This is a genomic window from Pedobacter hartonius (assembly GCF_900107535.1).
Taxonomy (GTDB): Bacteria; Bacteroidota; Bacteroidia; order Sphingobacteriales; family Sphingobacteriaceae; genus Pedobacter; species Pedobacter hartonius.
In genome coordinates this window covers 442,103-468,544 of record NZ_FNRA01000003.1, presented here as the reverse complement: position 1 = coordinate 468,544, position 26,442 = coordinate 442,103, and the positions used below count along the sequence as shown (strand labels likewise).

Here is a 26,442-nt window from a genome sequence, read left to right as displayed (position 1 = left end):
GAAATGTTGTTTTCGGTGCCTGCACCCTGAACAGGAAAAATAGGAGTGCAGAGAAAGAACTGGCTTACCGGCCAGCCTTAACGCTTACAAACAGGATATGAGGCGTTGAAAGCGGGGAGGTTGGCCTCGACGTTGTTGAAGCAACTATCCACATCCTGGTGATAATCCCTTATTTAATGCCGGTATATTCGAATAACATCTTTTTAAAAAAATGTAAGAATGATCAGCTGGATTTGCTGATCATTTTTACAACTAATCCGGTAACTACTGCACCAAACAAATAATAACCTACGGTAAGGAACTTTACCTGATCGTTCTTTGCCACGGGTGTTTCATCAAGTCCCATTGGTTTAGGAAGTTTCACCGCTCCAATTCCTGCGCTTAATCCTACAAATAAGACCTTAGGCCATAAATATTTCGCGTTTCCGGCCCCGATTATACTATAGTATAATGTGTTCCCCACAATATCACCCGCCAGGGTTGCATTATATAAGGTTTCTTTATGATCAATGTTGCCCCCAAAGTAATTCAGCGTTCTCTGCATGGCATCTTCTCCAAGCAGATCTACTCTTGGCACATTGTCACTTTGCTTTTTTAATGTTTCGTGAAGGATATTCAATGCTACTGCGCCTGCAAGTCCTGCAATCAGATTTTTCAATTTGCTCATGTTCTTAAGATTTAGTGCCTGGCAATTCTACAGTTTTGATGAAATACTGTTAACCTGTTGTTGGGTCAAATGTCTGGGTACAACAAGCATGTGTGATGAATGTTTGTTATTAAATATGATAGGACCAATAAGTACCGGATTCTTTATTGGCTGACACTAACAGGTGACCCGATTCGTAAAAATTGTGATAAACTCCTTAAAGTAACTTAAATGAAATAATAAGTGATTTTTAAATGTTTTTGTTATTTTTTGAATTAAAAATATTCTTCTTAAGAAACTTTATCTATATTTGCCTTGAAGAACATAAGATATGAAACAAGAGCAGCCTCGTTATATTGATCCGCTGATGGACTTTAGTTTTAAGAAAATATTTGGAGATGTACAAAATAAAGATTTGCTTCTTTCATTGCTAAATGCGCTGTTCAGAGGTCGCAAACATATTGTGGATCTGGAATTTAATAAAAATGATCATCCCGGAAATTCGATAGATGAAGGCGGGGCAATTTTTGATGTGTTGTGTACCGGTGATCGTGGAGAGAAGTTTTTAATTGAAGTCCAGCGTTCAAAACAGGAGCAATTTATGAAGAGGGCATTGTTTTATACATCGCGGCAAATTAGCGGGCAGGCTCCTAAGGGCAAAAGGAAAGAATGGAAATACGCAATTTCTGAGGTGTATTTAGTTGCAATCCTCTGTGATTTTAGATCTGACATTGGGTTGAAGGACCGGTATCTGCGAAGAATCCTTTTGTGTGATGCCGATAGTGGCGAAATATTTCACGAAGAATTCGGGTTCTTATTTATTGAGTTATGTAACTTTAATAAAATGCAATTTGAATTGGATACCATTCTGGATAAGTGGCTGTTTGCATTAAAAAATATGAGCGAATTGAGGGAAAGGCCCTCAAATTTTAATGAACCTATATTTGAAAAATTATTTGATATGGCAGAATATACAAATTTTACACGCGCTGAAAGAAGTGCTTATGAAATGGAGCAAAAGCGCAGATGGGATAATTATGCAGTAATGGAATATGCTAAAAAACAGGCTTCGGAAAAAGGAATGCAGGAGGGATTCGAAAAAGGAATGAAAGAGGGAGAACAGAAAAAAGCATTAGATGTAGCCATTGAATTGAAGAAAAATGGTGTTCCCACGGAATTAATCTCTAAGGCTACTCAATTGAATATCCCGGAAATCGAAGCACTCTAAGGCATTTTGGTAGAATATGATGTCCTTTCAAACATCTGACAATAGCGCATTGCAGCGCTATTGCGGTTTGAAATTGTCACTGGCTCAAATCGTTAAACAGATCACTGAAAATATTAAACTTTCCCCTGACAGCCAGGGAGAAAGTTTAATCACTAGATTTTGCCGTATACAGATTGAAGGTATTCAGCCACAGATACTGGTTTTCGCGCAAGAACCATTTCCAGATCACCTGTTATTTGCTCAAACTCTCCCTGTGCCAGGGCCTGGCTAAACCCAGAAAAGAGACCAATATATTCTGCCGGTACACCGGCTTTTGTGAGGGTAGTGGAAAAATCATCTAAGGAAGGTGAAACATAGATGATCTCTGATCCTGTGATCTCTGAAATGATACTGGCGATCTGCCTCCAGGATATCGCTTCTGATCCCGCAAGTTCAATGGTTGTATGATCGAATTTTCCGGTCTCCTCAAGTAACACATTTGCACCGGCCTCAGCGAAGTCTTTCCTTGTTGCAAAAGCACATTTTCCTTCTCCGGCTGGCAGAAAAATAGTTTTATTGTCCAGCAGGTGTTCACCGGCGAAAAGAGGGATAAGATCTGCATACAGCCCGTGCTGCAGTAGGGTATAGGTAATGCCGCTCGCTTTAATTAACTTTTCTGTATACAAATGGCTTGCTGCTATGAATGCTATTGCTGACGTTTCCGTTTCATTTTTATGCTGGAAACTGGTGTATACAATATGTTTTACACCAGCTTCTTTAGCTGCGCTAACTGCATTTTCATGCTGGCCTGTACGGTTTGCAATATCGTTGCCGGACACCAGGTATAATTTATCTATCCCTCTAAATGCTGCTACAAGTGAATCGTAGTCGTTATAATCGCCAATTTTTGCGGTGATACCCTTCGCTTCGAAAGTTGCCGCTTTTCCCCCATCTCTTACTACGACATTAATATTGGCTGGATTTGTTTTTTTTATCAGGTTTTCCGTTACTGCGGCCCCAAGATGCCCTGTAGCACCTGTTACTAAGATCTGACTCATATCAAATGATTTAAATAAATAATAGTGTTCAACTCCAAAGCTTTAGTTACTTTTGGAGAGTTAAAGATAATTAGTAACTTAGGGTTAGACAAGAAGGCACTTTGAATTCACTAACTAACCCTTAGGTAACTATTATTGATAATCAATTTGTTATGATAAAAGAAAACTTAGAAAAATATCAAATTATTGAAGATTGTCCGGTAAGAAACGTGCTTGACCGGATAGGTGACAAATGGTCGATTCTTGTAATCTCCATTTTAGGTGAATTGGGGACATTACGTTTTAACGAGATCAACAGTATTATCGGCAATATCTCTCAAAAGATGCTGACGGTGACGCTGAAAACTCTTGAGGCGGACGGGCTGGTATCGAGAAAGATCTACCCGCAGGTACCGCCACGCGTAGAATATACCCTTACAGAACTCGGTAACAGCCTTTTGCCATCAATTGCTACACTTACACAATGGGCATTGAAGAACATGTCAACTATTAAGGCTTCAAGAGAAAGGTATTTTAAAAGCCTGTCAGTAAAGTAGATATTTAGTCTTTGTCCGCTGTAATCAGAGAAGCAGTGTGTCCGGAGAATGGCACAATTAATTTATATATTACTATTGCAATTGCTGCGGAGCCTGCTTAACGATTGTGGGGTAATTCCAAGGTAGGAGGCGATATAGTATTGCTGAAATTTCTGAAGTAGCTGGGGCTGTTCTGTTAACATTTGTTCATATCTGGCTTCGGCAGTCATTGTCAGCAATGTGAGGCTTCTTTTTTGCATAGAGTAATATGCATATTCTGCCAGGAGGCGTCCTGCATCACGGTATTTGAGATTTTTGATATATAACATTTTCATTTCTATATAACTCATTCTGATTACCTTCATATCGGTAATAGCTTCTATATAGAGTTCAGTTGGCTCCTGTGCCAGGAAACTTGAAAAGTCAAAAATAAAAAAATTTCCAAATAGTGAGTGCTGGTCATTGAAATTAAGATTCCACGTAAATTCCCTTCTATTCATATCCAGTGAATACGATCTTCCGTATCCACTTAATACAAATAAAATATGTGTACAGATCTCACCCTTCGAATAGATGACCTCGCCCTTTTTATATGTTTTTTCAGAAGTACACTCCAGTACTTCCAATTTCTCTTCTTCCGTCATGGGCACAAGCTTGTTTAGGAAATTTACATATTCATTCATTTAATTATTACGGTTTGAAACAGTACGGTATTAGTAAGAATATTTATGACATGCTATGGTCAAGGAGATCAATAGCGTGTTCTTATTTGTCATTAAATTAGTATACTGATCAAATCTATCTTTTGTTTTTAAAAGTTCAAAATTGAATATAAAAATTGATGTCCCCTGATTGTTAAAAGGGACAGATTTTTTAGCATCAGGTTTGCTTTCAGGCAACTAAGACTGCCATGATTGCTTTAACTGAAAAATGTACAGCGCATGCAAACTCATCAGTTGCTCCGTAATAAACGGTAAGCTGATCACCTGTTAGGATATCACCAATGATCAATCCAGCGACGCAGAAAAATAACTCAGCTCATAATTTTCGGGAGGAACCATACCGGCTCCGGTCTTAATTGGAGCTGCATCACTTGGTCAGCTATAATCAGAGAAGGCATGTACCCGGTTCGGCGGTGCAGTTAGTTTATATACCACTACTGCTGCGAAGCCTGCTTAATGATTGTGGAGTAATCCCAAGGTAGGAGGCGATATAGTATTGCTGAAATTTCTGAAGTAGTTGGGGTTGTTCTCTTAACATTTGTTCATATCTGGCTTCGGCAGTCATTGTCAGCAATAAAAACGTTCTTTTTTGCATAGAGCGAAATGCATTTTCTGCCATGAGGCGCCCTCCCTCCCGGTATTTGGGATTTTTAGCATATAGTGTATTCATTTTTTTATTACTCATTCTGATTACTTTCATGTCTGTAATAGCTTCCACATAAAGTTCAGATGGCTCTTGTGCCAGGAAACTTGAATAGTCAAAAATAAAAAGGTTCCTGAATTGTGAGTCCTGGTCATTGAAATTAAGGTTCCAGGTAAATTCCCTTCCGTTCATATCCAGTGCATACGATCGTCCGTATCCACTTACTACAAACAAAAGATGTGTACAAATATCGCCCTTTGAATAAATAAGCTCGCCCTTTTTGTACGTTTTTTCAGAAGTGTACTGTGCTACTTGCAATTGTTCTTCTTCCGTCATAGGCAAATGCCTATTTAGGAAATTTACATATTCATTCATTTAATATATGGTTTGAAACAGCATGTGATAAGTAAGAAGATTTTATGATAGCCTTTTGGTAAATGAGATCAATAATAGTGTTCTTATTTGTCAATAAATTAATCTATTGCTCAAATCTATCTTTTGTTTTTGAAAGTACAAAATTTAGATACATGGATACAGTCTTTAATTGTTAAAAAGAGCCTATTTATTGCGTTGATTTGATTTCAGGTAACTAATGCCGCCATAATTTCTTTTACAGAAAAATGTGCAGCGCATACAAACTCATCGGCTGCTCCATAATAAACCGTAAGCTGATCACCCGTTATGATATGGCCATTGGTAAATACAACGAAGCCAAAAAAACCGCTCAGCTCGTAGTTTTCAAGAGGGACCATGATGGGTTCGGGCGTTCTGGCAATAACTTTTGAGGGGTCTGCCAGGTCCATCAAAAATGCCCCGAGACAATACTGGTGTTTTTCGTTTGCTCCGTGATAGATCTCCAGCCAGCCGGATTCGGTTTTAATTGGAGCTGCACCGGCACCGACCCTGGCATTGTCCCAAAAGCCGGTCCTGGTTTTAACGATACATTTGTGATTGCCCCAATGTTGTCCGTCTGGTGACTCTGCGAGCCAGATGAAGTTGCCACCGAGATCCACGCTGCTGGGCCGGTGTAAAGCGTAATATTTCCCATTGATCTTTTCTTCAAATATTGCGCAATCCTTATTATGCGGCGGAAAGATCAAACCTTTAGATTCAAATGTTTTCCAGTCTTTGGTTGTTTTCAGTCCTACAGCAACGCCATTCTCAGATACTGCAGTGTAGGTTAGGTAATAGGTGTCCGCTACGAAGCTGACACGGCAATCTTCAATTCCAAACCTCTCCGTGGCTCCTTGTCCAAACAATGGCGGATATTCGTCAGACTCTTCAAAATATATGCCATCATCGCTATACACTAATCTGAGATGAGATAGGGTAGTCAGGTAATCCAGTCCTTTATAATTGAATACCCTTGCATCTGTTGCAATAAGATCAGGGTCATTCAGAGGAACTTCAATATAAGATGTATAACCTGCCGTATCCAGCACAGGAACATATACGAATCCTTCTTTCTGCGTCAAACTTTCAGCCACCCGGATCAGCAGCCAGATCTTACCCTGATAGGTAAAAGCCGCCGGATTAAGGAGACTGATGATTTGCATTTCATGGCTGCTGGATTTCAGATTTTTTGGCAGAAGCAGAGGGTTTTCCGGAAAACGTTGGGCAATGTCTGGCATAAATGATATTTAGGGCATAACAAAGACATCGCGTTATAGTTTTATGCCGCCGGATAGTGACAGGTTTTTTTTCTAAGGATTGATAATGACGGTGTGCGCTTTCGGTCATTAAGATGGTCAGAAACGAACAGTTGATGAATAGGTTATGTATAAAATTCCATTTTTAAAGGCGCATATGATGTATTTTAAAATTGGCATACCAATAGCGGATCCTGGGTATCAGAACTTATAAAAATGTTTAAACTCAACCTGAAAATTGCCTGGAGAAACCTTTGGAAAAATAAAGGCTATACGCTGATCAATATACTTGGTCTTTCCATCGGAATGGCGAGTTGTATCCTCATATTTATCTTTATCCGTTTTCAGCTGAGCTTTGACGAAGGATATCAGAATGGGGACAGAATTTACAGATTTGTAACCAACTGGAAATATAATAGTTACACTGATTATTCGCAGGGTGTTCCAATTCCGTTGATAGCTGCAGCCAGAAATGAGTTCGCTGGCTTTGAAAAAGTTGCTGCATTGCTGAGAAGAGGAAGAATCCTTCATGTGAAAGATGACCGTGGGAAGGTGATCTTAAAAACTGAAGAAGGAGTATTCTATGCTGAGCCTGATCTTTTTGAAATTATCAGTATTCCCTGGCTCTACGGTAAACCTGTACAGGCGTTGGCCGCACCCAATACCGTAGCCTTATCTGAAAGCATGGCATTGAAATTTTTTGGCGGGACGGAAAAGGCTGTTGGAAGAAGTATTTTACTGAGCAATCAAACAAATTTGAAAGTGACAGGTGTATTCAAAGATATGCCTGAAAATAGCAGTTTTCCTTTAAAGATCGTGGTCAGTTACCAGACTTTTGAACAAAAGAACGGTTCGAACTGGGATGCTGTAGCTTCGCAGACGGAATGTTATGTGCTCCTTAAAAAGGGTGTGCATATTGCCGACCTGCAGAAGCCGCTGGCACAGTTTAATAAAAAATATTTTGAGGATAAAAAGATAGCCGGTAATCAGAACAATTCATTTCAGTCATTGAGTGATATTCATTTCAGCGAGCGTTACGGTAATTTTTCTGATACGTCGATCACCATGAAAGAAATTTATGGACTGGCTGTTATTGGCCTGTTTTTAATGCTTACTGCCTGTATCAACTTTATCAATCTGGCTACAGCACAGGCTATCAACCGGTCGAAGGAGGTTGGGATACGTAAAGTAATGGGTAGTAAACGCCAGCAGCTGGTCATCCAGTTTTTAACCGAAACATTTGCGATCGTACTGATGTCCATGTTACTGGCCTGCATCTTATCTGAACTTGCGATCCCGGCGATGGCGAACCTTTTTAGTGACAACATTACCTTTAGTTTGTTCTCACATCCTGCGATCTTTATATTTATTGGTATACTGATCATCATTGTTAGCTTTCTGGCCGGTTTCTACCCGGCAATGATTATGTCTGGTTTTAGTCCTGCCTTGGCTATCAAAAATAAGCTTTCTGTAAACAGCAGTGGATTAAACCTGCGTAAGGTCCTGGTAGTGGTACAGTTTGCGGTTACCATTATTCTGATCATCGGCACATTGGTGATTATCCGCCAGATGGAATACATCAGGCAGAAGCCGCTGGGTTTTACCACGGAATCCATTGCAATGGTAAATACACCCGGAGACAGCTTAAGCAGAACCAGGTATCGTACTTTTAAAGAGCAGGTATTACGGGTGCCCGGAGTACAGATGCTGAGTTATTGTACCATTCCCCCGTTATCGGAGGATACCTGGACAACTGACTTCAGTTATAATGGAATTAAAAATAAGGACTTTGAGGTGCGGATATCCATTGCCGATGAAAATTATTTTAAGCTGTTCGGTTTGCAGCTACTTGCCGGGAAAGCATTTGTTAAAAGTGACAGGGCCAGGGGCTGTGTGGTAAATCAAACTTTTATCAGGAAACTGGGGATCACGAATCCGGAGGATGTTATAGGAAAGATTATTGCTGCGAGCGGGAATGAATCACTGCCGGTTGTGGGTGTTGTTAAAGACTTTAATGACCGGTCGCTCAAGGAAAGTACATCGCCTTTGCTCATAGAGCCAAATCCGGATGAATACTATAAAGCGGCCATCAAAATAGAGGGTAAACAGTTGATGCCTGCGATGAGAAGGGTAGAAGCATTGTGGAACAATGCCTTCCCTAATTATATTTATCATGCAAAATTTATCGGCGATGAGGTGAACAAATATTATGAAAGTGAGCGTGTAATGGGGGTATTGTTTAAGGTATTCGCTGGTGTGATTATTTTTATCTCCTTTATTGGTTTGTTTGGTTTGATTTCGTTTGTAGTCACGCAGCGTAACAGGGAAGTGGCTATCAGGAAAGTACTGGGTGCATCAACGATGGAACTGGTAAAGATGCTGAACAGCTCATTTTTGCTGATGGTTTTTATTGCAAATTTAGTGGCCTGGCCATTGGCGTATATGTTTGTTTCAAAGTGGCTATCGGGATTTGCCTATCGAATAGACTTGAGTATATGGCCATTTGCGATAGCGTTTTCGATTTCTATGTTCATCACTTTGATCACTGTAAGCATCAGATCTTACAGGGTAGCCGCTGGAAATACGATTGATGCGCTTAAATATGAGTAATTACCGCCCATTAGCGGCACCGCTGCTGGCGGCCGGGTCTGCAATTACTGTTTTTCGTAATGATTTTCTACTCCGTCAGCAGCGATTTGCCCGTAAAAAACAATGAGCTTTTTCCCTGATAAATTAATGTATACTTTTTCATTATTCTTGAGCAGTATACTGTAATTAGACTGACTGTTATTGATCCTGACTTCTTCTTTCTGAAAAGCGAACGTTCCGCTGTCAATAAGTTGATGATCTACATATCTTTCATAATTGGATTCCGAAAATTTCAACACATTTCCGTTACCGGCCTTAAAATTCGGATCAGCTCCCGCAATCTGAATTCCTTCAATATATCTTAGTTCCCAGGTTCCGTTGAAGGCTGATTCTACTGATTTCTTTTTGCAACTGAATGCCGAAAGCAGCAGTATCATGCAGAGTGAGAGCGTTAACATTTTTTTCATACAACTTGGTAGTTTACAGGATAAACGATTTTAATTGTCAGAGCGCTACAGATTAATTGTTTAAGACGTACGTTTCGTCAAAATGCGCTTTGGAAAATAAACGTATACCGGCGGGTTCAGAGGTTATATAGTTGCATCATTATTCGTTCATTCCTGTAGGCAGATGTGAGCTGAGAGTGGCCTGGGAGTGAATCAAAAGTGAGTATTAGCTTCAATACTCATTCCTGACTCACTCCCAGGCCACTCTCAGCTCAGGGGAACTGGCCGTCCTGAAGCCACAATGATTGTCCCGGCATTTATTTATGCCCTTAACCTTAGTAAAAATATAAAATAAAAGCAGGATGAGTAAAATGGTTTTTGTAAAAAAAGAAGAATTATTATGGAATTTTTTTGTGCATCTGGCAATGCCCTCCGGAATTCCGATACAAATATCAGGAGAAAAAATTCAGGGAAGCCGGATATTGAGCAATAAGGAAAAATTTCTGCTATCTGTTTATAATGTTTCTGATTATTCTGTTTTGAGTGCTGGATTTGTCGGCGGCAAAATATAATTCCACAGAAATAAAATACTTTGAATGTAGACCTATGGTGTTGATTAATAGTCTTTTAAAGCTAATACGATTTAGTGTTGCAACACTATTTTGTCTCGTTTTTATGCTAAAAAATATTTGATTTTTAGCAAGTATAAATCACATTTTTTTCGTTTGATTTCTCATAAATATTTTTAGATTTGTTTAGAAGGGATAAAAAATTATAGATTTTTAATGTCATTGAGGCTATATTGTGAGTATTTGCTGCAAATCGTTGCCTGTAATTTTAGCTGTAGGTTTAAATAGATTAAACATTATAATTTGGGCCATATCATTGCATGTTAAGGCTACTAAATAAATGTAGAGTTTTCGGGAATTTGTAGATAATATTTTATGGTAAACCACGGATTATATGACGTTCTTTTTAACGCCAAACATTTGCCGGAAGAGCTTAAAGATGGTAAAATCCGTGAAGAGCTGATGCGGGCTGTAGAGTTACAACTTACAACCAGTGTGCATAAGAAAAATCAATTATTACTTACTCCGGGGCATACTGCCGATCAGATTTATTTTCTGGAGCGTGGAGCTGCGCGTGGTTATTTTCATGACGAAGAGGGCAAGGAACATACGCTCTATTTCTGGGATGAGAAGAGCATAATCATTGATTCCGTAAGTTTTTTTAGTGAACAGCCCAGTGATCTGTATATCGAGGTGATGCAGGATAGTGTATTGCTATCATTGTCGCGTAAGAAACTCAATGACATTCTGGTCTCTTTCCCCTATCTTAATATGGTGATAGATCTCATTCTGCTTAACGATTTTAAACAGTGCCGTAAAAGAATAATGGATTTTATCTCGCTTAACCCGGTTGCACGATATGTTCAGCTGGTTAAATCCATACCAAGAGTTGACCTAAAGTTTCATCAGCAGGAAATCGCATCCTATCTGGGAACAAGCCGGCAGACCGTATCCCGGTCAAAACGCGCATAAAGCGGGTCTGGTGGTTAGCTTCAAATTAATGGATCCTGATCCAGTTATCTCTGATTTTTGTATCAAATGGTACATCGTTTTGTGAAATAATTACATCATTTTGTATAATATGGGAAGTGCTTTGCTCCAAACGGGCACAACTTTTAAGAATGGTGTGGTTAACTTGGTACTACAATATTTAACCCATGGAATCTATTTTAAACAACAGGCGCTATCCTGTGCTGTCAGGTAAAACAAAATCCATCATCGTTGAGAAGACGGTCTATTCTTTTATTATCCTGTTTATTTATACTGCAACGAGTAAAATCCAGTCGTTTGAGTCTTTTGAACTGGTTCTGAGCAAATCAGTACTTATTGGTAAATATAGTACCCTGGTAGCCTGGACAGTACCATCCCTGGAGATTCTGATCAGCGCACTGCTGATCGTCCCGGTTACGCGAAGGTTGGGTTTGTTTTCTTCTCTGGCAATTATGCTCGTTTTTACAATTTATTTAATTTATATGATCAATTCCGGCAGCCAGTTGATTTGTACCTGCGGGGGTGTGTTAAGTTCTCTAACCTGGAAACAGCACATCTGGTTTAATGCGGTTTTCATTGTACTTGCATTGACGGGAGTAAAATTGTACAAATCATAGTTTTTGAAAACAGAAACCCACAAAAAAGCAAATAAAGTATTACCTATTATTAAACCTATAAATTTTAAACCATGAACAAAATTATTATTGGCTTACTTGCTGCAACAGTTGCTGCAGGTGGCAGCGTATTGACAAATCCCGAAAAAAAATATAATACCGGGGACTGGTATGGACATACCCTTTCTGATGCATATACCAGATTCTCGAGCCCTTATCTGCTGGGTTTATGTTTGCCTCTTTCAAGCTCACCGTGCGCTTATTATGAAACTCCTGAAGGGGATGGACATATTACGGCAACTTTCTCAAAAGCGCAGGCGCTGGAATGGATGCAGGCTGGTTATCTTGAACCGGTTGGAGCAGGATTTTATCTTGGCTTATGAAACTTAAAACAAACTATTGAAATAAATTTTCGGGTAATAATAAAAGGGGTTCAGGCCCCTTTTATTATTGGGTATAATGAGTCATACCTCAATCGCTAGCGATGGTTTTGCACAATTCCGCTAAGTGCTGCTTCGTCACTTGGGATAGGAAAAACGTAACGCACATCATTTGGTAAAAGCCTGGCAGTAACTCCATTTAATACTCTGCTGAGTACAATTCCTGCTCCCTCTTTGTTAAGTCTTTTGATATCGTCCCATCTCAGGCCTCTCCATACTAATTCTTTTCTGCGCTCCAGCAGAACGAGATTAAGGGCTTGTTTAGAAGTCGAGGCGGTTAAAGGCGTAAAAGATGATGCAGGGTATCTTTTGCTCAGCAATGTATTCAGTGTAGAAAGACTGGTAGTAGTATTTTCACGCCTGGCTGCACATTCTGCCTTGACCAGATATATTTCATCGGTAGCCAAACCTGTGTATGGGAATATGTTCTGGCCGAAATAATTGCCGCCCATGATATAACCTTGTATAGAAGGCTTAAAATAAATTTTAAGCCTCAGATCATTGGTATCATATAATTTAAGCAGGTTGCTGTCTATAACAATAAAGTTGTTAAAAGTGACTGCACAGGCTGAATAGGTTGGAACAGTTGCGGTCGTAAACAATGTTTCTTCATTTAACTTATCAAATGGAAAGCTGACAGTAGTGCTAACCTTTTGATAATCTATCAGTTTATCATATAATGCGAGACAACTGTCTGCTGCGAGTTCTGCTTTGCTGTAGGCACCCATGCTAAGAAAAATCCTGGCTTGCAGGGCATACGCCGATACGGCCGTAGGTTTGTTTTTCTTATCAGTAGGAGTTGAGGCGCCCAATAGTACCCTTGCAGAATTCAGATCTTTTAAGATCTGATCATAGCTTTGCTGAAGTGTTGATCGCTGTACTATATCATCGATCTCCGGTTTTAATTTCAGCGGAATTCCCAGGTCTGTGTTTGAGCTTGCAGGATCATAAGCTTTACAGAAATTCCTGCTGAGGTCGTAAAAATGGTATGCCCTTTCAAATAATGCCCATCCTTTAATATAATTCCATTTTGCTTCATTATCTGCAGTAACCTCAATTTTCTCCAATCCGCTCAATACATTGTTAGCATAAAATATCGCGCTGTAAGGTTTTGCCCAGTCCTGGATATTAGACGCGCCGGCAAATAAATCTGCAGCCCATATATAAGCATTTCTTTCTGTGGCAGTGCTGGTAGATTGCCAGGTTGCATAATCGATATAACTATATTCATCTGCAGATAATATGGGCAGTGCAGAAGTAGAATACGTGAAATTGTCACCTTCAAGCAGGATTTCAAAATCAGCAATCGTAACCGGCCGCGTAATATTTGTTGAAGGCTTGGCATCAAGAAAATCTTTTTTGCAGCCTGATGATAAGAATCCGGTTAATGAAATCAGTATTGCCACAAGGCAAATACTGATCTTGTTGTTTATAGTTTTCATCGCTAATCAAAAATTAGTTTTAATTCCAAAAGAAATGCCCTTCGCCGCGGGATAGCCACTCCTTGCATCAGGATCAATATGGCGTTTGTTTGCTCTCCAAAGAATACCTAAATTATTTGCATAGGTATAGAAACCAACTGAGCCTAAGCCAATTTTCTTTAACCCATTGCTGGACAGGGTGTACATTAACTGAATATCCTTGAGCCTGATATGATCTCCTTTTTCGGTTGTTTCCTGAGAATAGGCATAAAAATGATCGCGACTAACATTAGCCGGGTAAACTAAAGCCGGGACTGTTGTCCTTAATTCGTCACCTGGTTTTTGCCATCTCTCGCTATATTCATCAGAATGGTAATCACCGCTATACAAAGAGCTGTACTGCAGGGCTGCACGCCTAAAGTAATAACCAAACTTATAACTGATATTAACTGATAATTCGAGCGACTTAAAACTAAAGGTATTTCTGAGTGATCCAAATACTGTAGGAACTGCGGAGCCTTCATATTTCAGTTCGTCGCGGTTTGTAGAATTATTAATAGAGGTATAATTTGTGCTTAAGTTCTTTCCAACGAAGCCCTGTGGGTTTCCTTCACTATCCAGCCCCAGGGATCTGAAACTGAAAATGGATAGTATCGGATAGCCCGTCAGTGGGGTAATTGATTGGGAATTACTGACTATCGCATAATTGGAACCCGTATTGACCTGGTAATTTGTGACTTTATCTTTTGTTATATTGAAGATCGCAGTAGTGCCCCATTTAAATAATCCGTTCAGATTACGCGAATTTAATTGAATATCATATCCCCTGGTGTGGGTGTCTGCAACATTACCCGTAAAAATGCTCATTCCTGTTTGCTGGGCAATCGGACTGGTTCCGATCAGATCTGCACCATTTTTCAGATAGTACTCCATACTTCCGGAAAGCACTTCATTTTTAAGACTGAAGTCTAAGCCAAAATTAATATTCTTCACGCGTTCCCATCGGAGTGAAGGATTTGGAGGATTAAAAATAACCGAGAATGAAGTTCCCAGGTAATTAAGCGATGGACTGGGGCCTACCGTTGTAAATGCGGATATAGTCTTGTTCACGTTTCCGTTATAGCCGTAGGTAGCTCTCATTTGTAACTTTGGCAGCCAGCTTAAACCATAAAACTTTTCCTTATCCAAACTCCAGGCTATTCCTGTTGAGAAAAGAGGAACGCCCTTTTTTTGAGCTGATACTCCAAATAAGTTGGATTCGTCCCTGCGGTAACTTCCTGACAGGATCAGCCTGCTGTTATAGGTATATATCGCATTGACGTAATAAGATATATAGTGATCCACTGCCCCTCTTTGCGAAGACGGAATGTTTGTTAATTTCGTCGTCTGTGCACGATAATAATACGGAAATGCAGTGACCGGATCAACAATGATGCTTGTTTCAGTGTCAGGGTCATAACCATAGAGTTTCTGGCTATTACTCGATGCATTTTCTGAACGGATTTCGTAACCGGCGATTGCATTCAAATTGTGTTTCCCTGATAGGGTTTGCCTGAAATCCAGTTGTGCGCGCCCGTAATTGGCATTAAATGAATTATTAGATCTATTAAACTGATCTCCAATTGGCATCGGATTCGTCACTGCGCCTGTATTACTGTTAATCTGGGTGACCTCATTGATTGCATTCCTTGTTGCATAGGAATCTATTGTCCTTAATGTTTGATTGATACCTGTTGACCGGAAGTACTGATAATTGACAGAAAATGCAAGCGGTTTAAACAGCTGGTAACGCATACCTGTATTGACTCTGATGTCAGTAGACTCACCTTTAAAGGAGTTTGCTTTTTTCCTCAGTTCCTCTAACGGGCGGTACTTCCAGTTTAGTAAACTGCCATTTCCGGCGGTATCTGTATAGGAGGTCCTTAGTCCGGAATTTGTCAAAACTGATAACGCATTCCCATACTGATCTGCAATTTGCTCGTAGGGATATAATGGGGCGTATCCGTCTGCATTATCATTCCTGGCAAGGGAACGGGTAAATGTAATATCCGTGGTGAGCTGTACTTTATGATCCACCAGGTCATAGGTGTTGTTTGCTTTGAGCGTATAACGCGAATTAGAGGCACCGACAGTTACAGGACTAAGATGATCGTATCCCGCTGATAAATGATACGTATTGTTCATACCACCTCCGCTTAAACTGAGATAGTATTGCTGCTGTATGCTCTTTTGATAGAAATATTCCTCCAGCTGATTGCGTGCATCGTTATTCTTCAGGGCATCAATACTTGCCTGTGTGGCGGCGGTATTTGCAGATGTCTCCTTCGAGAGCAGGGCAATGGCCGGAGAAATAACTTCGTAATTATTGCGGAGTACCGTATTGTACCTTCCCTTTGAATACAGGAACTTCTCAAGATCTGTAAACTCTGCCGATGTCATCTGACGCTGATAGTGAAGGTCGGGTTTGTTGCCTATCGTTATATTGGTGTTGAAAGATACTTTTGTTTGCTGGTTGAGCTTTCCTTTTTTGGTAGTAATGACAATGACACCGTTTCCGGCCCTTACACCCCAGATTGCTGCTGCTGCGGCATCTTTCAGTACAGTTACATCTTCGATGTCATTGGGGTTAATTGTGTTGAGATCTCCTTCAAAAGGAAAATTATCAATGACGATCAATGGTTTGGTTTCAGAAAAAAGGGTGCTTCTTCCTCTCACGCTGATTCCTGTTGTATTTCCAACCTGGGAATCTACAAGCAGTCCATTGGTCACTCCCCTGAGTCTGCTCAGGAAATCTGGTGACACTGAGCGATTGACCAGCTTATTGTCTATCAGCGTAAATGAACCGGTTGTACCTTCCCTGGCTATTTTCTGATAACCTGTAGAAATGATCACTTCATGAAGCTGATTTACGGATGTTTGCAGTTGAATGTCTCCGGTTTCTGCAGAAGCTTTCAACTCAACGCCGACATAACCCAGGTGGGAAATAGTGAGTATCGAATTTTCATCAACTGATATAAATTCAAACTCCCCATAGCTATCCGTAATCGCTGTTCTTTCCACATTTTGGATCTTTACCATGGTTCCCTGAAGGGCCAGACCATTTTCATCGAGCACGCGGCCATGCACGTCAATATCACGAAAAAATCCTCCTGCTTTATTAACCGCATTGGTCAGATGTGAAGGACGGGTGCGGATCAGCGTGACATCCATGCCATTGATGCTGTAGGTGAGCGGCAGGTTTTTTAAACATTTTCTAATTGCTTCTTCAAGTGTAGCATTTTTAAGAGAAATACTAATAATGGGTTTATCAAGATTAAAATTCTTAGCGAAAAACGTATAACCTGTCTGACTTTCAATGGCATTAAGGGCTGAGCTCAGGCTAATGTTAATTTGATGCAGGTTGATTTTCTGACTATAGGACTTGGCACTTAATTGTGTAAGGGCAATGATCAATATCAAAGCGGTAAGTTTCATAGTCAATAGCAATTTTTTAGGCAGCCTTCGGCCTGACATGCCTGGTTTAAAAGCATATATTTTCATACTTTTGTGCTGTTTGGGTTAATTAGAAGAATCTGGTGAAATAGATTTATCCCGATTTATCGGGAAGGGTTAACCCAAATGTTTGCGCAGAAGTGCTCGTAACACTTCTGCGCTTTTTTTTGAATTAACCATACTGTCGTCAGAGAACCTGTCGTTGATGTGTAGTCATTACATTGGTTTATTGGTTAGAAATCTGGTATGGTTGGTTATATTTATTTTATTTTTTACTTCGGATAATTACTTTTCTGTCTTTTATTTCATAGCTGATACCGGAACCGAGCACCATATTCAATACCTTTGCAAGGTCATTGTCGCGGTGAACTTTTCCGTAGAGTTTATCTTTCGGCACCGCTCCATCATACTCAACCTCAATATCGTACCAGCGTGCTATCTGGCGCATTCCTGTCTGCAGATCATCGTTCCGGAACTGAAAGGATCCGTTTTTCCAGGATATTGATTCAGCAGCATTAGCTTCTGATATTTTAATTCCTTCAGCAGATACAACAGATTGCTGGCCGGGTTTCAGTATGCTTTCTGCCACAAATCCTGAGCCTCTATGAATGGAAATTCCATGTGATAGGGTAGGTATAACGGCCACTGAGCCCTCCAGAAGTGTTGTCCTGATACCCGGTTCATCGCTGTAGGAATTGATGTTGAACTTTGTACCGATATCCCGTACACACTGGCGGGCAGTCTGAACAATAAATTGTTGTTTTTCATTGTGAGATACTTCAAAGTAGGCTTCGCCGCTCAAAATTACCCTGCGCTCTGACAGCGACGAAAAAGTAGCAGGATATTTTAATGTTGAGGCGGCGTTTAGCCATACCTTGGTACCATCGGGCAAACACACCATATATTTACCACCGTTTGGAGTTTCTATGCTATTGTATTGATTTCCTGCTGATCTGGTAGCCGTAGCAGTATACAGCAACTGACCGTCACCGGTCTTGGTTATTTTGACCCCTCCCTGCTTGGCCAGGTCACCGGTACGTGCGTCAGTTAAGTCGATACTTTTGCCATTTGCCAGCGTAAGCCTCGCTTTATTGCCTCCCGGTGTGATCGCATAAACAGCATCGTACTTTTTCTCATTGATACCCTGAAGGATAAAATAAAAAGTAAAGCTGGCAGCTACCAGCAAAAAAGCTGCAGCAACATATTTCATTGGAATGGTTCTTCTTTCATTCTTGTGCAGTCGTGCAAAAATGGCTTTGTCCATTTCTTCCATGCGTTTCTGGAAAATTTCAGGATCCGGATAGGACTGGCCTGATTTGAATTGTTCAAAATACCAGTTATAGAGTACGAGTAATTCCTGGTCAGTTATGGTTCCGTTTCCATATTTTTCAAAAATATTTTTTTCAGATGACTTGTCCATAGGTATAAGAGTTTAATAGATGATCTTATTGTTTGTTTACTATTCCGCGCGCCTGATTATAACCCCGTTTTAGAATATGACGTAAAGGGCGCGTTTTGGGAGTAGATGAATTTGAAAAAAAATGAAATCTTTATTTCAGCAATTGGAAGGGGTGGCTGAAGGGACCTTACAGGAATAGAAATGAAAGCAAACGAAGACTTAATTTGATGTTTATTTTTCTTAAAGCATATTGTACCTGCTTTTTCACTGTGTGTTTGGAAATATTCAGTTTTTCTGCAATTTCCTGGTGTGACAGTCCGTCAAGTCTGCTCAATTCCAAAATTTTACGCATTTTGGGCGGAAGAGAATTGAGTACCATATAAAACAAAGCGACCGTTTCCTTATCGATATAACTCTCATCCAGTGGCTTAGTTCCTTCATCCTCATAAGCTTTCACTGAATCGAGGTAACTCATGATCGTCTTTTTGTGCCTGATCCCGTCAATGATCTTGTGCCGGACAGATTTATGCAGATAAGCTTTTACTGACACGGGCACTGTAAGCCTTCTTCTTGTTTCCCAGATATTCAGAAACATCTCCTGCACCACGTCCCTCGCTTCTTCGTTATCTTTTGAAATAGTGAAAGCCTGCAGATAAAGAATGCCTTTGTAGCGGTTAAAGAATTCCGTAAATGCAGACTTGTCACTTGTTTTGATCAGTTCGATGAGCTCCCGGTCGGAGAGGGTTGAATATTTGGTCATTTTGCCGTAAATGAAAACTTAAGCCTAAAGAGAATACACATATATACGTATTCTTTTTTGGAATGGATTCTATCTAAAGCAGAATTATAAGGTGTAATGAGCTAAAAAACAGGTCTTTATTTCCTTATCAAACATTTGTGCTGTTATTTGTTTCACAACTAAAACGTTTGTCTGGTGCAAAATGAAGGAAAACAATGCCCTAAGCCATTACTTCGTTTTTTTGTCGCTGATAGATCAGGATAGCCAGAAGGAAGCCGATAAATACCATTCCCATGCTAAATGGAAAAATATATATCATTATAAAATGACTGGCTATTCCTCCGACCAGCGGGCCGGTGAGGCCAGGTGAAATGTCGATGAATAACCCATACCCCCGAGAGCAGCGCCAGTTCAGGGCCAATAAAGGTGCTACACTTTACTTTCATTTCACATTTTAAGCTGATGAATCCGGGACAGCCGTGATTTTACAGGATCAGCACTATTGATTTTTAAAATTCAACTGTTACCGGTATTGAGTGATGATTTGGGTAGTTTACTATTGCGGTAATTAATTATAAATGATAAATTTGAGTATTCTTATACAATTGTATTCAATATAGCTATTCTGCTCAAATCAATACCTTATGAAGGCTCGCTCTGACTGTTCTATCTGTTACGCATTAGATATATTCGGTGATAAATGGACATTACTCATTTTGCGCGATATGATTTTTGAAGGAAAATCATCTTTCAGTGAATTCAGGAATTCTGAAGAGAAGATTGCATCAAACATTTTAACTGACCGCCTTAAAAATCTGGATGCTGAAGGATTTCTGATCAAGACGGCTTCAGCTGCCAATAAGGCGAAATTCCTATATTCCCTGACCGACAAAGCGATCGATCTGCTGCCTGTTTTTGTAGAAATATTTGCATGGGGCGCAAAATACAATGTGATTAAACAGTCTACAAACCCTGTATATAAAAAACTGGTCGCAAACAAATCCAAAACGATTACGGAATACGCCAACGGGCTGAAAATAAAGAGAGATACGGCGCTCGGAAGTTAGCATTTGCCAGGCACAGGCACTGACCTGGGATTGTTATCTTAATGTAAGAACTTTTTGGTTTTACTGAAAACTGGTTGCGAAATGCAACTGGTATCTGAAAAATGATTACTTTTGTTATAGAAATTAAAACAAAGAAATCATGACTACTATAGAAATTACTGATGCGAACTTTGAGGAACTTGTGCTGAAATCAGACAAACCCGTACTTCTTGACTTTTGGGCAGAATGGTGCGGACCCTGTCGTATGGTAGGCCCGGTGGTTGAGGAAATTGCTAAAGAATATGAAGGACAAGCCTTCGTTGGTAAAATAAATGTTGACAGTAATCCGCAAATATCAGTAAGGTTTGGCATCAGGAATATTCCTGCCCTGTTATTCTTTAAAGATGGTGAGGTTGTAGATAAACAAATCGGCGCAGTGCCAAAATCTGTATTGGCTGAGAAACTGGTAAAACAGCTAAACTAATATAGAACAGATATTTAATAGAGGGGGGTTGTTATATCACTATATAAGACCCCTTTTTTTATGATTTAGAATCATTTAAAAAAAGTGATCTATAATCCGGATTAGCTTCTACCCTTCGCAGCATGAAAAAGGAGAAAACTGCAAGTATCCCGACGGGAATGATAATCATTTGAATGACCAGGGCTAGGCGGCTGAGCTGAAAGTACCGCAGGGTGTATACCGCAATAAACAATGCGAAAATGGTGTATTTGCTGATCATGAACACGGAATTGTAGAGAGATGCCTTTTTCATGTTGGCGGCAAGCCGGCTGCATTGGTTATCATTTAGACTGTTGATAAAACTGAGCTCTTCCTCGTCCCATTCCCATTCATTGATAATAGTCTCTCTTGCTGAACGTATATTTCCCATAAGATGTAAAATTACAAAAATTCAATCATACCTATAGGTATTCTAGCACCGCAAAGGTATAAATCTGATAAAAAACCGGTCTCCTGTTAAGAAGACCGGTGAATAATTAATTCCTTGAACAAGCTTCTTAGGGTGTTTTACTTTCTGGTGTTTTTGATGTTTCAGGTGCCTTTCCTATCAGGTCCATAAACTGCTCCAGTTTAGGAGTAATGATGATCTGTGTACGTCTGTTCCTGGCTTTTCCGGCATCAGTATCATTCGGCGCGATCGGATTATATTCTCCCCGTCCGCCGGCAGTTAACCGTTTCGGCTCAACTCCGTAAGTAGTTTGCAAGGCCTGCACTACGGACGATGCCCTGAGTGCACTCAGGTCCCAGTTATTACGAATATTTGGCATCGTAATCGGAACAGCATCTGTATTACCTTCGATCAGGACGTCATAATCACTGTAGTCCTTGATGATCTTTGCAATTTTGCTCAGTGTTTGTCCGGCTTTATCGGAGATATCATAACTTCCGGATTTATATAACATATTGTCGGCCAGTGAAATGTAAACCACTCCTTTTAATACCTGCACATCCACATCCTGCATTTCTTCGCGGCTCAGGGAACGGGTCAGGTTATTTGTCAGTACTAAATTAAGTGAATCGCTTTTGTTCTTTGTATTCACTAAATGCTGTATGTATTTATTGGATGAATTGATCTCATCAACCAGTTTTGAAATATTAACATTTCCCTGGCCCGATGAGGTAAGGCATTTATCCAGTGCTGCCTGTAATGCTGTAACATTGGAGCGTTCAGAAGCAATTTGCTCTTCGAGGCTCTTTACCCTTGATGTAGAAGAAGACAGCCCCTGCTGGCTTTCATCGTACTTTTTACTGAGTTCACCGTTTTTTGTTTGTAGATCTGTATAGTTAGATTGTAAATCATTAAACTTTTTATTACTTACACAACCTTGTGATAATAAGGCGAGCGATAACAGCGCTACCGGCAAAATTGAAAATTTCATAATTCTGATTTTTATTTAAATATCTGTAATAGATATTCATAGTTGCACAGATCGTGCCAATCAGTATTTTAATCAGCGTCATCCGCCCCAAATTCTTCTTTTATATCAGATCCATGTAAACGGATTACCTGAAGTTAGGTGTGTGACCGTTAAGCCAGGGAGCTTAGGCTGCAGCCATTCTACCAGGTATTCCATACCAGGTTCTTCGCTTACCGCATGCCCAAGGACGATCAGCGAGGTTTTGCCTCCCATTAACCTTCCATCCCTGATATACTCTGCAGTTTCCCATTCCTGAAGTTCTCCCACCACCAGTACATCAGGCTTTTTGGTTTCCAGGAGGAGCATTTGATTTTGTCCGCCCCAGGCACCCGGCATTACGGCGACCCTGCTGCAGCTCTGTGCGGGATCGCCTATGATCCGCAGTTTTTCAATCCCCAGTTTTTGTTTAAGCTGTTTCGCAAGGTTTTCCAGGCTAAGTGGGGGTAGTATTAAGGGTTCCTCGCGCGATTTGAAATAAGGTAACCAGTCCATTTTTTTCATAAACCCGTATTGTATACCGTCCGGCTTGCAGGCATGCCAGTAATCGTGAAAACGCCATACGGTAATACCATGTTTCAATAAGAGGGCCTGCTTCTTTTTTACTTCTGAATTTTGTGCTACGTAGTTGATATCATCTGCATGGTTATAAAAAGTAGGTTCATGCGCAATGATAAAATTTGCCCTGAGCCGCAGGGCCTGTTCTATTACCTGTATAGTGCTGAACATCGTTGTTACAATACCAGTCACAATCATCTCCTTATTTCCGCTTTTTAGCGTATCAACGGTCTGTTTGAACGGTGCACCTGGAATTTCCTTTAAAATGAGCTGCATGATATCATCTACTGTATAGGTTTTGGACGCATCTGTTAGCACATGTGCTGTGGAAATATAGGGCAAAAGGGCGAAAGTCCCGAGGGCTTTAAGTGTATTTGAAATAAAGTAGCGTCTTTCCATTAAGGGACAGGGGTCAGCGGATTCATTTTTCATGTTTTGGGATTCATCTGATACAGGCAATTTAATAAATAATCCGCAGGAACGGAACGGATAAGCAGCATGGAATTGACGTATTGTATTGGTGTACGTATTAATATCATTTCTTTACGCGGAAAATACGTGTTGTTTAAATGTTGAATAAATACTAACCTTCAAAATTTGGGTTTGTTGCTGATTTAAAAAAAAAGGAATGTGAAAAAAGCATTCTGTATTTCCTGTAACGAAAACAAAAAATGAATTTAAACATCTTTCCCGGAAAACCATTTCCTCTTGGGGCAATCTGGGATGGCAATGGAGTCAATTTTACCATATATTCTGAAAACGCAACTGCGGTTGAACTCTGCCTGTTTGATCCCGAGAATGATGAAAAAGAATTTGTGAAATTTAATATTACCGAACAGACTGACCTTACCTGGCATATCTATGTACGGGGGATATCACCGGGCCAATTGTATGGCTTCCGGGTTTACGGACCTTTCGTGCCCGAAAGCGGACACCGCTTTAACCCTAATAAACTGGTGCTTGACCCTTATGCCAAAGCGATATCCGGGACGATTGAATGGAACGATGCCTTATTTGCCTATAAGATAGGCGATCCGGATGAAGACCTGAGCCTCAGCGATACTGACAGTGCAGACTATATACCAAAATCTGTAGTGATTGATCAGGGTTTCGACTGGGAAGGAGACCAGTGCCCGGATACGTCGTATGATAACTCTGTAATCTATGAAGCCCATGTAAAAGGATTCACCAAACTGCATCCCGGCATCCCGGAAGAAATACGCGGAACCTATGCGGCAATCGCGCACGGGGTGACCATCAATTATCTGAAAGAGCTGGGCATTACTGCTATAGAGCTTATGCCCGTACATCATTTCGTGTCAGACAGGCACCTGGAAGAAAAAGGCCTGGCCAACTACTGGGGATATAACACACTTGGCTTTTTTGCCCCGGATGTACGCTACTCTTCCAGCGGCAGGCACGGAGAGCAGGTCACAGAATTTAAGACTATGGTAAAGCACTGCACAAAGCCGGAATAGAAGTGATCCTTGATGTAGTCTTGGCCAGTGATCTTCTGTGCGGTAATAGGTATTACTGGCGTGGCGAATCGCAATACATCCAACTGAACCCATACCTGATGCCCGCACATAATTTTTATCACTTAAATTTCCTCCACTGGCAATGGTCATACTCAATACTCACATCATTATGACTGGTTTGAGGAACAGATCGAAACAGAATTCTGATTTAAACGTTCTATTTTAAATTGGATACAAATGATGCAGGAATTCAGTGTACGCTTTCTACATAAAACAGTTACCGTGACGCCCTTAGATGAAGCGAATCATTTTATGGTAACAATGAATGACGATGATGAGATCCACGGCATAGTAATTCCCGAACTTTTGGGGATCATTTATCCTGTAGAGGATCTGGACGTAGGTTATGTATGGCATACGGACAGCGATATGAATATGGAGCTGGTCGAGTTCATCGGGCAGATGATTGAGGACAGAAGTTCATAGCCAACTCGAATCTTTGATAAACTTCTTAATCTAATTTTTATTACGACAAAATTTTGAAGGATAATGTAAGATATTTAACGAAATGGTATTGCTTTTATTTTGTTATGATTAAATAAATTTAAAATATGTATATTGTGCTGAGATAAACGTAATTATTATTTGTTGCTATGAACATCGTCGGTCACAACATCAAAAAACTTCGGCAAAAAATGGAGTGGAACCAGGCTGAAGTTGCAAAAAGGCTTGAAATCTCCATCCCTGCATATTCTAAGATTGAAACTGGCATCACAGAAATAGGATTAACGCGGCTTTTTCAGATCGCACAGCTTTTTGAGGTATCGCCGGCGGATATTCTTCTCGAAGAACAGGATCATCCGGAGGTTATTAGTTCTGATGAGATCATCAGGCTTCAGGAAGAACTGAGGATCAAAGATGACGAGGTTATTAAACTACAGCAAAAGGCAATAGAGCTGTACGAAGAACTTGTGCGGAAATAGGTTAACCCAATCCATAGAAGTTATCCGAATCGCCCAGGTATTTCACAATAGATTCCGGATCCTTATCTTTGATTTCTTTTTCCGAATATTCTTTCAGATGGCCCAGCTTGAGTAAAGAACCACATCCTGCCTCCCTGAACAGTTTACTAAGGCGTTCGTTCTGGTCAATGTGGTAAGCACTGAATGCGGGTAGGGTGTCAATCATCAGGTACTTCTTGTCCTGTTTGTCGAGTGCCAGAAGCTGGTTGAGCTTTTTACCTTCCGGAGTTCCGTCATTGGTAAGGAAAAGAAATGTGCGGATGATCAGTTTTGCGTCTGCCAGGCTGACCAGCAGGTAACCTACTTTCTGGTCTGACAGGTAATATTCCACCAGGCTGTTATTATCATTTTTATGATACCTGATAACGGGTTGGTTTAAAATCATAAAGATCATATAATGCATGATCCCGGGAGTAATATCAATCCGCTCCTGTAATTTATCCAGCGCGTGCTTCTGGATATAAACATCAAGCGGGATGTCCAGTGAACCTGTTTTAAATCCGATCACAGACGGTTTGATCCTAGTGTTCAGCCATTCCATATCGCCGTCAACCCAGCCCAGACGAATGATGCTGCGTGTTTCTCCATCAATGGTTACAGACGTTTTTTCTGGTTTGAATTCCTGTATGAAAACATCGTTGGAGGTAGCGTCTCTGTCAAAGCAGGCGGTTTGGCCGATATCTGCGTTGATGATCGTGTGGTTTAAATTACTTAAAAATACAGTGGTATCATGAACCAGCTCTACCAGCATATCTTCTATCATGGTATGAATTCCACCACCGGGGAAGTACGGGCTGAAAGCTTCTTTGAGCTGATCTGCATAGCGGAAATTAACTTCTGCCATCTCCGAGATATAATTGATCAGCAAAAGTCCTTCAGACAAATACCAGCTTAGATAAACCTTCCCTCCATTGTCCAGTTCAATATACCTGTCGCTGATGAATTTATTCATCAGCTTATTGAATTGCACTACCTTCCATTTTTCAATATTTGCTTCCGGGGCAGCTTTGGCTTTAAGTGATGGGTAACGGTTGATGAACATATGCTCAATGATCATTGGATGGATCTTTTTAAAATATCCCGGCCCGGCAAAGGTGTCACATAGTGATTCGATGCGTTCATAAAATCTGTTGCGCAACTGTGCATTGGTATCTGTGCCTTTTAAAGCAGGCTTTTTACTTTTGCTCATTTCATTCTGTAATTTGGTGTATGGCGAAGTTCATGAAATTTGTCAATATACTATATTCACAATCGTATCATT

General features: G+C 40.4%; 26 protein-coding genes. 12 read left to right on the top strand and 14 right to left on the bottom strand.

Annotated features, from left to right (window positions below):
• Positions 1–223: 223 nt before the first annotated feature.
• Entirely contained in the window at positions 224–667 is a 444-nt protein-coding gene (locus BLW16_RS08090) for a hypothetical protein (RefSeq protein ID WP_090556035.1), read from the bottom strand.
• A gap of 310 nt (positions 668–977) precedes the next feature.
• Here BLW16_RS08090 and BLW16_RS08085 point away from each other — a divergent pair, with 310 nt between their 5' ends.
• Positions 978–1,874, top strand: coding sequence for an Rpn family recombination-promoting nuclease/putative transposase (locus BLW16_RS08085; protein ID WP_090556034.1), 897 nt, complete (start codon positions 978–980; stop codon positions 1,872–1,874).
• A gap of 152 nt (positions 1,875–2,026) precedes the next feature.
• Here BLW16_RS08085 and BLW16_RS08080 read toward each other — a convergent pair whose 3' ends face one another.
• Positions 2,027–2,911, bottom strand: coding sequence for an SDR family oxidoreductase (locus tag BLW16_RS08080; RefSeq protein ID WP_090556033.1), 885 nt, complete (start codon positions 2,909–2,911; stop codon positions 2,027–2,029).
• Between the two features lie 152 nt (positions 2,912–3,063).
• Here BLW16_RS08080 and BLW16_RS08075 point away from each other — a divergent pair, with 152 nt between their 5' ends.
• Positions 3,064–3,447 carry a winged helix-turn-helix transcriptional regulator gene (locus BLW16_RS08075; protein ID WP_090556032.1) on the top strand — a complete coding sequence of 128 codons (384 nt, stop codon included), beginning with the start codon at positions 3,064–3,066 and terminating at the stop codon, positions 3,445–3,447.
• A 62-nt stretch (positions 3,448–3,509) separates the two neighbouring features.
• Here BLW16_RS08075 and BLW16_RS08070 read toward each other — a convergent pair whose 3' ends face one another.
• From BLW16_RS08070 to BLW16_RS08060, 3 genes are all read right to left on the bottom strand, one after another.
• The gene (locus BLW16_RS08070) at positions 3,510–4,109 is read right to left on the bottom strand and encodes a Crp/Fnr family transcriptional regulator (protein ID WP_090556031.1); all 600 of its coding nucleotides are present in this window, start codon (positions 4,107–4,109) and stop codon (positions 3,510–3,512) included.
• 463 nt (positions 4,110–4,572) lie between these two features.
• On the bottom strand, positions 4,573–5,127 hold the full coding sequence (locus BLW16_RS08065) for a Crp/Fnr family transcriptional regulator (RefSeq protein WP_175470513.1): 555 nt from the start codon (positions 5,125–5,127) through the stop codon (positions 4,573–4,575).
• A 245-nt stretch (positions 5,128–5,372) separates the two neighbouring features.
• Positions 5,373–6,422 carry a glycoside hydrolase family 130 protein gene (locus tag BLW16_RS08060; protein WP_090556029.1) on the bottom strand — a complete coding sequence of 350 codons (1,050 nt, stop codon included), beginning with the start codon at positions 6,420–6,422 and terminating at the stop codon, positions 5,373–5,375.
• Positions 6,423–6,656: 234 nt separating this feature from the next.
• On the opposite strand from BLW16_RS08060, the gene BLW16_RS08055 reads away from it, so the two are divergent.
• Positions 6,657–9,050, top strand: a complete 2,394-nt coding sequence (locus tag BLW16_RS08055) for an ABC transporter permease (RefSeq protein WP_090556028.1) — start codon at positions 6,657–6,659, stop codon at positions 9,048–9,050.
• Positions 9,051–9,094: 44 nt separating this feature from the next.
• Here the strand turns inward: BLW16_RS08055 and BLW16_RS08050 are convergent, their stop codons facing one another.
• Entirely contained in the window at positions 9,095–9,496 is a 402-nt protein-coding gene (locus BLW16_RS08050; RefSeq protein WP_090556027.1) for a hypothetical protein, read from the bottom strand.
• A 350-nt stretch (positions 9,497–9,846) separates the two neighbouring features.
• Here BLW16_RS08050 and BLW16_RS08045 point away from each other — a divergent pair, with 350 nt between their 5' ends.
• From BLW16_RS08045 to BLW16_RS08030, 4 genes are all read left to right on the top strand, one after another.
• On the top strand, positions 9,847–10,047 hold the full coding sequence (locus BLW16_RS08045; protein WP_139298286.1) for a hypothetical protein: 201 nt from the start codon (positions 9,847–9,849) through the stop codon (positions 10,045–10,047).
• A 372-nt stretch (positions 10,048–10,419) separates the two neighbouring features.
• Positions 10,420–11,016: a Crp/Fnr family transcriptional regulator gene (locus tag BLW16_RS08040; RefSeq protein WP_090556025.1), complete on the top strand. Its 597-nt coding sequence runs from the start codon at positions 10,420–10,422 to the stop codon at positions 11,014–11,016.
• Between the two features lie 185 nt (positions 11,017–11,201).
• Positions 11,202–11,651, top strand: a complete 450-nt coding sequence (locus BLW16_RS08035) for a MauE/DoxX family redox-associated membrane protein (protein WP_090556024.1) — start codon at positions 11,202–11,204, stop codon at positions 11,649–11,651.
• 71 nt (positions 11,652–11,722) lie between these two features.
• A complete protein-coding gene (locus BLW16_RS08030) occupies positions 11,723–12,031 on the top strand; it encodes a hypothetical protein (RefSeq protein WP_090556023.1) in 309 nt (102 codons plus the stop codon).
• Between the two features lie 95 nt (positions 12,032–12,126).
• Here the strand turns inward: BLW16_RS08030 and BLW16_RS08025 are convergent, their stop codons facing one another.
• The 4 genes from BLW16_RS08025 to BLW16_RS08010 form a co-directional block, all read right to left on the bottom strand.
• Positions 12,127–13,530, bottom strand: coding sequence for a RagB/SusD family nutrient uptake outer membrane protein (locus BLW16_RS08025; protein ID WP_090556022.1), 1,404 nt, complete (start codon positions 13,528–13,530; stop codon positions 12,127–12,129).
• 6 nt (positions 13,531–13,536) lie between these two features.
• Complete coding sequence (locus BLW16_RS08020; protein ID WP_175470512.1) at positions 13,537–16,983, bottom strand: SusC/RagA family TonB-linked outer membrane protein; 3,447 nt, start codon at positions 16,981–16,983, stop codon at positions 13,537–13,539.
• 283 nt (positions 16,984–17,266) lie between these two features.
• A complete protein-coding gene (locus BLW16_RS08015) occupies positions 17,267–18,421 on the bottom strand; it encodes a FecR family protein (protein ID WP_090556020.1) in 1,155 nt (384 codons plus the stop codon).
• A gap of 166 nt (positions 18,422–18,587) precedes the next feature.
• Entirely contained in the window at positions 18,588–19,160 is a 573-nt protein-coding gene (locus BLW16_RS08010) for an RNA polymerase sigma factor (RefSeq protein WP_090556019.1), read from the bottom strand.
• Positions 19,161–19,783: 623 nt separating this feature from the next.
• Between BLW16_RS08010 and BLW16_RS08005 the strand changes: the two genes are divergently transcribed.
• Both BLW16_RS08005 and trxA read left to right on the top strand, forming a co-directional pair.
• On the top strand, positions 19,784–20,206 hold the full coding sequence (locus BLW16_RS08005) for a winged helix-turn-helix transcriptional regulator (RefSeq protein ID WP_090556018.1): 423 nt from the start codon (positions 19,784–19,786) through the stop codon (positions 20,204–20,206).
• A 139-nt stretch (positions 20,207–20,345) separates the two neighbouring features.
• On the top strand, positions 20,346–20,669 hold the full coding sequence (trxA, locus tag BLW16_RS08000) for a thioredoxin (RefSeq protein WP_090556017.1): 324 nt from the start codon (positions 20,346–20,348) through the stop codon (positions 20,667–20,669).
• A 58-nt stretch (positions 20,670–20,727) separates the two neighbouring features.
• On the opposite strand, the gene BLW16_RS07995 is transcribed toward trxA, so the two are convergent.
• The 3 genes from BLW16_RS07995 to BLW16_RS07985 all read right to left on the bottom strand — a co-directional run bounded on the left by BLW16_RS07995 (position 20,728) and on the right by BLW16_RS07985 (position 23,113).
• Positions 20,728–21,078: a hypothetical protein gene (locus BLW16_RS07995; protein ID WP_090556016.1), complete on the bottom strand. Its 351-nt coding sequence runs from the start codon at positions 21,076–21,078 to the stop codon at positions 20,728–20,730.
• 127 nt (positions 21,079–21,205) lie between these two features.
• Complete coding sequence (locus BLW16_RS07990) at positions 21,206–22,087, bottom strand: OmpA/MotB family protein (RefSeq protein ID WP_175470511.1); 882 nt, start codon at positions 22,085–22,087, stop codon at positions 21,206–21,208.
• Between the two features lie 105 nt (positions 22,088–22,192).
• Positions 22,193–23,113, bottom strand: a complete 921-nt coding sequence (locus tag BLW16_RS07985) for a Nif3-like dinuclear metal center hexameric protein (protein ID WP_217631536.1) — start codon at positions 23,111–23,113, stop codon at positions 22,193–22,195.
• A gap of 239 nt (positions 23,114–23,352) precedes the next feature.
• Here BLW16_RS07985 and BLW16_RS07980 point away from each other — a divergent pair, with 239 nt between their 5' ends.
• The 3 genes from BLW16_RS07980 to BLW16_RS07970 all read left to right on the top strand — a co-directional run bounded on the left by BLW16_RS07980 (position 23,353) and on the right by BLW16_RS07970 (position 25,142).
• On the top strand, positions 23,353–24,159 hold the full coding sequence (locus BLW16_RS07980; RefSeq protein WP_245735174.1) for a GlgX family protein: 807 nt from the start codon (positions 23,353–23,355) through the stop codon (positions 24,157–24,159).
• Positions 24,160–24,396: 237 nt separating this feature from the next.
• Complete coding sequence (locus BLW16_RS07975; protein WP_090556014.1) at positions 24,397–24,645, top strand: hypothetical protein; 249 nt, start codon at positions 24,397–24,399, stop codon at positions 24,643–24,645.
• Positions 24,646–24,854: 209 nt separating this feature from the next.
• Complete coding sequence (locus BLW16_RS07970) at positions 24,855–25,142, top strand: helix-turn-helix domain-containing protein (protein ID WP_245735173.1); 288 nt, start codon at positions 24,855–24,857, stop codon at positions 25,140–25,142.
• A 1-nt stretch (position 25,143) separates the two neighbouring features.
• Here the strand turns inward: BLW16_RS07970 and BLW16_RS07965 are convergent, their stop codons facing one another.
• The gene (locus tag BLW16_RS07965; protein ID WP_090556012.1) at positions 25,144–26,370 is read right to left on the bottom strand and encodes a hypothetical protein; all 1,227 of its coding nucleotides are present in this window, start codon (positions 26,368–26,370) and stop codon (positions 25,144–25,146) included.
• Positions 26,371–26,442 lie beyond the last annotated feature (72 nt).